The organism is Calyptranema fuscum S582, from assembly GCF_055793305.1.
Genome location: NZ_JBSLYH010000013.1, coordinates 147,210 through 156,524, shown reverse-complemented (window position 1 = coordinate 156,524; position 9,315 = coordinate 147,210). Strand labels below are relative to the sequence as shown.

4 protein-coding genes are annotated in these 9,315 nt (G+C 46.1%); all 4 read left to right on the top strand.

From position 1 onward, the window contains the following. Positions 1-51 precede the first annotated feature (51 nt). Complete coding sequence (locus ACR6Z4_RS11515) at positions 52-2,055, top strand: pentapeptide repeat-containing protein (RefSeq protein WP_479717409.1); 2,004 nt, start codon at positions 52-54, stop codon at positions 2,053-2,055. Positions 2,056-2,766: 711 nt separating this feature from the next. Further along, positions 2,767-5,898 (top strand): PAS domain-containing protein, encoded by a 3,132-nt coding sequence (locus ACR6Z4_RS11510; RefSeq protein ID WP_479717408.1) that lies wholly within the window; start codon positions 2,767-2,769, stop codon positions 5,896-5,898. Positions 5,899-6,334: 436 nt separating this feature from the next. Further along, positions 6,335-9,163 carry a fibro-slime domain-containing protein gene (locus tag ACR6Z4_RS11505; protein WP_479717407.1) on the top strand — a complete coding sequence of 943 codons (2,829 nt, stop codon included), beginning with the start codon at positions 6,335-6,337 and terminating at the stop codon, positions 9,161-9,163. Positions 9,164-9,172: 9 nt separating this feature from the next. Then, positions 9,173-9,295 carry a hypothetical protein gene (locus ACR6Z4_RS11500; RefSeq protein ID WP_479717406.1) on the top strand — a complete coding sequence of 41 codons (123 nt, stop codon included), beginning with the start codon at positions 9,173-9,175 and terminating at the stop codon, positions 9,293-9,295. Positions 9,296-9,315 lie beyond the last annotated feature (20 nt).

Below are 9,315 nucleotides of genomic sequence, written 5' to 3'. Positions count from 1 at the left end.
TTTCCCCCTCCATAGGATTTAATAGAATCACCCCATTCACCTGCCCCCACCGTGACCCATCTCAGCGCCAAGGAATTGTTGCGACGCTATCGCCAGGGAGAACGCCAATTTATTGGTGTAGACCTGAGCGGCGAATCATTGCGTGGCTTTAACCTCAACGGCATCGACCTGACGGATGCTAACCTCAGCCGCACCGACCTGCGCGGCACTAACCTCAGCCACGCCACCCTGGTCAACACCCAGTTGACTGCTGCCAAAACTGGCAGCCAACGCCGCTGGCTGATTCCCAAACTGTTGATTGCCTTTGCTCTATCTGCCCTGGCAAGCTTTCTGGCAAGTGCAGTTTGGGTATTTCTTGCCGATTATTTGGTGAACTCCCAAAAGGCATCCACGGGAAGCGTCAGCGGTGATATTGTGGTAGGGGTGCTGGGGTTAGGGTTGATGATCGGGGTTCTCGGTCTGCTCTATGCCAGAGGGCTGCTCGCTACAGTGGGGATCGCTCTGATCGCTTTCGCTGTCGCTTTCGCTGTCGCTGGCGCTGTCGCTGTCGCTGTCGCTGTCGCTGGCGCTGTCGCTTTCGCTTTCGCTGTCGCTGTCGCTGGTAACTCGCTCCCGTTGATCATCATTGGCGTGGTGGGTAGCCTGCTTACCCTCGCCGTCAGCTTCCTCGTCAGTCGGCGGGCACTCCAGGGCGATCCCCGCGATCGATTAGTGCGAGATCTTGCCGTTTGGTTTGGGTCTTGGAGTAGCACCCAGTTTCGCCATGCAAACCTGACCAATGCCGACTGTTCTGAGGCAGTGCTCAAAAGTGCCCAGTTTCACTATGCCAATCTCACTCGGACACGGTTTCATTTGGCAAAACAGCTACATCTGTCGCGATTGGGAAATACGCTGCTGTCTGATTTTGATGTACAGCGGTTGTTGGTCAGTTTGCGGGGGCGCGATCAGAACTATATCGGTCGCAATCTCAAGGGGGCAAATCTGGCAGGGGCAGACCTGGTGGGGGCAAATTTTACCGAAGCCGATCTGAGTCAGGCAACGCTAGAAGGAGCCGATTTGACTGGGGCAACGTTGACCAAAACTCAGGCATTAGGCACCAAGTTTCGTCAAGCGATGTTGACCGCAACCTGCCTGGAGTCGTGGAATATCGACAGCACTACCCAGCTAGAGGGTGCCCTGTGCGACTATGTTTATTTGCTCAGTCATCAGCAAGAACGTCGCCCTAATAGTGGCATGTTTCAACCGGGGGAATTTACCAAGCTGTTTGAAGAAGTGCTGGATACGATCGATCTGATCTTTCAAAATGGCATCGACTGGAAAGCCTTTGTCAAAGCGTTTGATCAAATCCGAGTTGATAATGATGGTACAGAGCTAACGATTCAGAGCATTGAAAATAAAGGGGATGGAGTAATCGTTGTTCGAGTCAATGTGCCACCAAATACAGATAAAGAGAAAATTCACAGCGAGTTCACTCAAACTTATGAACAAATTCGTCTAGAACTCGAAGCCCAATATAGACAACACCTCAACGCAAAGGATCGACAGATCACTATCTATGAGCAGCAAAGTGTTCAGATGTGGTCAGTCATCAATCGTCTGGCTGAACGACCACCTGTTTCAACAACAGAAAATATTTTAGGAAACAAGATTGTGAGTGATCAAAGCCAAAGTTTTAATATCGGGGGCGATTTTGCCATCAATGCCACTAATTCAGTCGTCAATCTGCGTGATATCAGTGGGCAGGTGAGTAACCAGATTGAGCAATTGCCCAGCACTACGGCAGAAACCGCTGATCTGAAAACCTGGCTGGCACAGTTGCACGCTGCCATTCAGGCAGAGCCAGATTTAAAGGAAGACGATAAAGCGGATGCTCTGACCCAGGTGGGCGAGTTGGCAAAAGCCGGACAAAATCCCCAGGAGGGGAGCATGAAACGGCTGGCAAAGCAAGCGACGACGATGCTCAAAGGCATCACCTCTGGCTTATCAGAAGCATCGAAATTGGCGATCGCCTGTAAAGATCTGTTGCCCTTGATCACAGGTCTATTTGGGCTGTGAAGCTCTATAAAAGTCGATGCGATTTGCCCAAGATTGTCACAATCATTTGCTTAAGTGTATATAAGGACACTTCGGATGCTGATTGACTGACAAAAGTGCCAGAAGGCGCATTCCACCATAGGGGCGGGTTTTGCCGAAACGCTGACTGCAAACCGATCAGGAATTTGCTAAACCTGCCCTTACAAAGATTTGTCAGTCAATCAGGGGGCATAGTGTTAAGTAAAAATCCTGGATTGACCTTAACATTTTTATTCAAATCCCATATCCTACAGGGTTTGATGGCTCTGACACCAGTCCACCAACATCAGAAACATCCTTCATGGTGCAATCTATTCTATCTTGACAACCCTCTTTAAATCTCTTTAACACAACGGATTGAGTTAACTTTATATCCCTGAACATAGCACTCAAAGATCATAAAATTTGATCGAAATTTGGGCTACTTTGACATATCAGTAATACAGAGTTCTCAAATTTTTAAGTGGGTTAATAGATCACTAATTCCTAAATTTATTAAATAGTTCAATCTTTTTAGAACATCTTTTATTCAACGTTCTTAGCAAAAAAGAACAGGAATAAGAAATTCTGTATAAGCGTTATTTGTGCATTTTATAAGAGTTTTGAGAACTATCACATTTAAGTTAATTTCGTTTGTGGCTAAGGGCACTCTAAATTAATCAAGATATATTCTTTTTTCGACAAGCTACTAAAATGAAAAAGTCTACCACTAGCTTCTTCAGGAGATATAACAGCCTTATTGTTGCAACGTTTTCGTTAGTTTTTGTTGTATCATCGGGCTTATTTTATATACAGTTTCGCGCTCGTTACCAAACTGAAAAAGAGCAATTAGAAACTAAATTTCTGGAAGAGGCAACCAGTCTAGATTATCTTTTGGAAGGAGGAATAAATCAGCTGACGACTCTTCAAATTGCAGCTGAATCTTATCTGACAATTCATCCGGAACCTGAAAGTTCATCCCTATTGTTTTCCCAACTTAAAGACCTATCAGAACCGGGTTACTATGGGCTTGATCAACTAGATGCTCCTTTGACGCCCGACCTGGTTGCTAACTTGACAGGAGAGGGTTCTCTGAGCACACTTGCAGACGATGTGCAACGAGAAATTGAAATGGTGTTATCGCTCAATTCGCTATTTCAAGCTGCCAAAGAAAATATTCCAAATTTCGCTTGGGTGTACTACACGTCTAAGCAAAACTTTATTAGCCTTTATCCCTGGGTTTCTAGCGCAGATTTCAAATTTCATCAGGAACTTTATACACAAGATTTTTATACGTTTGGCTTACCAGAAAACAATCCCGAACGCCAGTTGTTGTGGACTCATGCTTACACCGACACCGCTGGAAAAGGATTAATGGTGACAGCAACGGCACCGATTTATGATGGCGATCGCTTTTTAGGAACAGTCGCCCTCGATCTAACATTAGATGTTTTAAATACCTTTATTCGCACGTTTAAAGCTCAAGATATTGACCAAACCCAGTTGTTTGTCGTGAACCAATACAACGAACTGCTAGCACATCCAACCCTGGTCAGGTCAGCCGATACGGAGGTCAAATCTGGACACATTGCCTTACCTGAACCGTTGCAGGATCAGTTAGAGCAAGTTTTAGACACACCTGTTAATCAGATAACCTCTGTAGATGGGTATTTGATCCTGCATCATTCCTTAAACAATGCCCCCTGGCAGTTAGTTTTATGGGTTCCCCAACAGGACATGATCCTGGCAGTTTTAGCGCAAACAGACTGGTTGTTTTTACTGCTTTTGCCCGGTCTGGGGTTAACACTGGTTGTGTTTAATCAACTGACCAAACGAGAATTTATTACCCCCGCTCAAAAATTAGTTGAGCATATTGAAGCTGAACTGCGAGGCAATACGTCTACACCCAGCCATTTGCCCAAAAGTTGGCAACCCTGGTTTACTAAGGTTTCTCACATTTTTGATGAAAATCGCACGCTCTTAAAACAGTTAGAAACCTATACCCAGGAATTGGAAACCAAAAACACTACCTTGAAAGCAACGGAAACATTGCTAGCCAAATCAAATCGCAACTTAGAAGAACAAGTAGAAGAACGCACCTATCAACTAAAACAGGTCATTACTCAACTAGAAGTGGAAATTGGCGATCGCAAACAAATTACCAAAGATTTGCAAGCATCAAAACAATTATTTCAACTGGTATGTGATACCTTACCCCAGCGTATTTTTTGGAAAGATCAAGACTTTAACTATCTGGGTTGCAACGTTTATTTTGCTCAAGATGCAGGCTTAGAATCACCCGAACAAATTATTGGTAAAAGTGATTTTGAGTTGTCCTGGAAAGATTCTGCCCATCTTTACCGCGCAGATGATACAGATGTGATAAAAAATGGGATCACACGGATTAACTATGAAGAACCCCAGGTTAAAGAAGATGGCACCATCCTGTGGTTGAGAACCAGCAAAGTTCCTTTGCATGATGAAGCTGGTAACATCATTGGTATTTTTGGTTCCTACGAAGATATTACCGAGCACAAACAAACCGAGGAGACATTTAGAGAGACTAAAGTCTTTTTGCAATCGATTATTGACAATGTGCCCGCTGGTATTTTTGTCAAAGAAGCTGAAAATCTCAGCTTTGTCGCCTGGAATAAAGCGGAAGAAGACCTCACCGGGTTTCCTGCCAATATCATTTTAGGAAAGAGCGATCGCGACTTTTTTCCAGCAGAACAAGCTGAGTTTTTTATTGCCAACGATCGCCAGGTATTAAATAGCCGCCAACTGCTCGATATTCCCGAAGAACCGATTGAAACTGCTCATCGAGGACAACGGTTACTTCATACTCAAAAGCTCCCCATCTTGGATGCAGAGGGCAATCCTCGATATTTGTTAGGCATTTCGGAAGATATCACAGAGCGCAAACTAGCCGAACAACAGCTCAGGCAATCAGAATCAAACCTGAGGCAAAAAGCAGAAGAGCTAGAAGATGCCCTCAAAGAATTGCAACGAACTCAGTTGCAAATGTTGCAAAGTGAAAAAATGTCGAGTTTGGGGCAACTTGTCGCAGGTGTTGCCCATGAAATCAACAACCCTGTCAACTTTATTCATGGCAATCTGATGCATGTGCAAAACTATGCTCAGGATTTACTGAATTTTATCAACCTTTACCAGAAGCACTATCCCGATCCAATTACCGAAATTCAATTGCAAGCCGAGGAGATTGACCTGGAGTTTTTGCAAAGCGACCTGCCTCAAATCCTGTCATCAATGACGATTGGGACGAATCGGATTCGCCAAATTGTGCTATCACTCCGCACCTTTTCGCGCATGGATGAAGCCGAATTTAAAGCGGTGAATGTGCATGAAGGCATTGATAGTACGTTGTTGATTTTGCAGCATCGGCTGAAGGCTAAACCTGAACGCCCAGAGATTCAAGTTATTCGAGACTATAGTGATTTACCTCAAGTCAAATGCTATGCCGGACAACTCAATCAGGTGTTTATGAATATTCTGGTGAATGCGATTGATGCTCTGGACGATCGGCATGCAAAGCAAAGTTATCAGCAGAACCAAAACCATCCGGGGCAGATTACAATCCGAACAGCGGTGGTAGATGCCCAATGGATAGAAATTGCGATCGCCGATAATGGACCCGGCATCCCTGAAGCCATCCGACAACGGATTTTTGACCCATTCTTCACCACCAAACCTGTGGGGAAAGGAACCGGAATGGGGATGTCGATTAGCTACCAAATCATCACCGAAAAACATAACGGCAAATTGAAATGTTGCTCATTTCCAGGACAGGGAACTGAATTTACGATTCAGATTCCTATTCGGCGATAGATCCATGGATGAATGTGCCGGTGAACCCTTTGGGTTCACCGGCACATTCATCCTACTGTTACGCAATGCCGATTCTAACCGCGTAACGCTATAGGTGCTGATGTGTGCCACTCTTTCAACTGGCTGTGGCTTCAAGGATCTTCACCACCGCTTGAACAGCGATCTATTGAATCAGGCTGAAACTGTTTTACAACAAATATTTTGGCTGATTTCCTCAACGGTTAACCCAGCCAATTCTGATCCGTTAATCGTTTGAGCGGGATACAGCTGATGGCAATGAGCTAACGTTCAAAGACTACTTCAAAGCAAGACGGACTGGGCATTTGGCAAATTCGATCCAGTTTTTTTGTCCGGGGCACGGAAATACTGGAAAGCGCACTGTAGTGTCTCTTGTCAACGATTCACCTGGTCTTAATTCCCCTTAAGAGGTGCCCCCATGCCTTTACCTAAAAAAATTGAGTTGCCTGTTTCACTGCGAGATTTTAAATCTCGTGTTGCCCCAGATAACCGAACCGTCGTGCAAGTCAATGGTCATCCAGACTTTCAATTTAAGCAGGGTAGTGATAATGATGACACGTTAGATTTAGGCATTGTTCACCACGAAATTACGATTCTCGATAGCCAGTTGCCGATTGAACAGCGCGATCCCAATAATCGCAAGCTCAAATATGTGGGTGGGACTCGACCCCTGAACAAACGGTCTACCAATGGTGCGGATGCATTTGCTTCCTGGTATAGCGATCGCCCAGGTGTCAATACCTCTGTCTCTTCGTTTTTGCTGGATTTGGAGTTAGATGAAGCCAAAAACACCTACAAATTTGGACCTGATCCCAACACCGTCGGTAAAATTTGGGGCAGCAATGGCATCAAGGTTGATTCAACGGGTAAATTTGAAGGCTTTTTTCCACTGGATACATTGACCCAAGAACCAGATGGTAGCCCCAAACAGTATTTTGAAGGGATTGTCCCCGGTAGCAAGCACAATTTTCACTTCACGCTGGAACTGCATCATCGGTTTACTTACAGAGGTGGAGAAACCTTTAGATTTACCGGAGATGATGACCTGTGGGTGTTTATCGATGGCAAATTAGTGGTTGATCTGGGTGGTCTGCATCCAGCTCGAACGGCTGATATTGCATTGGATAATTTAGAGTGGTTGGTACCTGCTGACGTTGCCGCAACGATGACCCCAGAGCAACGCAAAATCACCCTGGAAGTCGGCAAAGACTATTACTTTGATCTATTCTATGCCGAACGCTACGCCAGAGAAGCCAATTGCTATATTGAAACATCGATTTTGTTTGACCCGAAAGTCAGTGTCACGGCAATTGATGAATCGGCTCAAGAACCAACGTCGTTCCGCGCCGCCAATAACGGTGTCTTTCTGGTCGAAGTTGACAAACAAGTATTTGAAGACCTGCCCGTGAAATATGCGATCGCCGGGACGGCACAAAAAGATCGGTATACCTTATCTTACGAAGACGGTCGGCCACTCAGCAATGTGTCGGGAACGCTGTTGTTTCCGGAAGGTTCGCAAGAATTGAAGGTGATTGTCAAACCCATCAGTGCCGATGCTAACTTTGTTGATGATACGGTTGAGCTGATTCTCATAGAAAGCGATCGCTACGATGTCATCCCTGAAAAGCAACGGGATACCGTCATCATTGGCGACTATGTGCCTCCAGCTATCAACATTCGGGCGTTGCAAGATGGGGTTGAACCGCAGGTATTTAGAGCGGGTGTCAGTGGCATCTTTTCCCTAACGCTCAATAAAAAGCCCGAAGAAACGCTTTCTGTGGGTTACCAACTCGCAGGAACAGCGGTTCGGGCAACGTATGACTTAAAGTGTAGCGATGGTACACCTGTAGGAAATCTAATTGTGTTTCCAAAGGGATCGTTATCCCGCACCATCCTCGTCATTCCCAAACCCGACACTAATTTTCAGGATGACTCTGTTGCACTCACCTTACTCCCCAGCCCCGGCAACCGTTACACCCTGGCTAACCGCAGCGCTTATTTGTTGATTACCGACTACGCACCGCCGATCGCCACCATCGAAGGCACAGAAGATGCCAAAGAACCGTTACCGGGAGTGGCGATCGCAGATATTCACAAGGGCTTATTTACTATTTATCTCACCGAGCCAACCCCCGTCGATCTAGAGATTAAATTTGATGTAGTGCCGGTTGTGAAAATTGCCCGAGAAGGAGTCGATTACCGACCGTTGTCGCGCAGCGTCAAAATTCCTAAAGGGGCAATGCAAGCCCTGATTCCGGTGATTGCTAAGCCCGACCCATCCAAGCAAAGAAAACGGGAAGGTCGTGAAAATATCAAGCTAGAGCTGAAACCCGGAAACCACTATCGCTTGCCTGCTACGGACGCTGGAAAATCTGCGGTCATCCAAATTTATGATTCACCGATTCCCAAACCATTACCGATTGTCACCATTGCACCCACCCGCAATGCCATCGAACCAGATCCAAATAAATCAGCCGCAGACCACCAAAAAGGCTTATTTACGGTGAGTTTGCAGGGCGAACCTCGTACGGATGGGAATATTGCAGTCAATCTCAGCGTTGTTGCCCAACCCGGACACGCCAAAGAAGGCATCGATTATCTTCCTTTGGTAGACGCCGTGGTGCTGAGTAAAACCAACCGTCAAGCTGTTATTCAGGTGACTCCTAAAGCCGATCCAGAACACGCCAGGGTATTTGAAGGTCCTGAAGGAGTTGAATTAGCACTTCAAAGTGGCACCGGCTATCGCCTGTCCAGCACTGTCAATCAACGGTCTGCGACGATTCAAATCGTAGATAAACAGGTTACAGATGGCGGGGACAAGATTCCTGTCGTTGAAGTCAGAGCCACCGATCCATCGGCAACAGAACCCGAAGGGAGTCCCGGTAGCCGAGGTGCAGACATCGGCTCATTTGTGATTGAAATTACCGAAAATCTGCCCGATCAACCGATTACCGTCAGCTATGGCATTGATGGCGATGCAGAATATGGCATCGACTATGTGTTGGAATATGAAACGGGTGCCAGGGCAGGTCATGCCAAACAGGGCAATAAAATCACCATTCCTAAAGGCGAACGGCGAGTCGTGTTTAAGGTGATTCCTCTGGTCGATTTGAATGCCAGCACTGCCGATCGCGACGACCGAGTAGTCATGTCGCTTGACCCAGTGGCTGCCAATGCAAATTACCGTTTGGGGCAGAAAAGCGATGTGGTAACCATCACAGACTTGATGGCAAGTAAACCTCACTAAAGATTGTGGATGGATGGTTGGCAGCGCGGCGACGCCGCGCTGCCAACCATCCACGGTCATGATGCTGAGAAAGTGACGCTGGAGCGATCGCTCTCTCCAACAGAATCCGGTTTAATTAAATGCATCATTTGAAGGGATTTGCGTGAAAATAT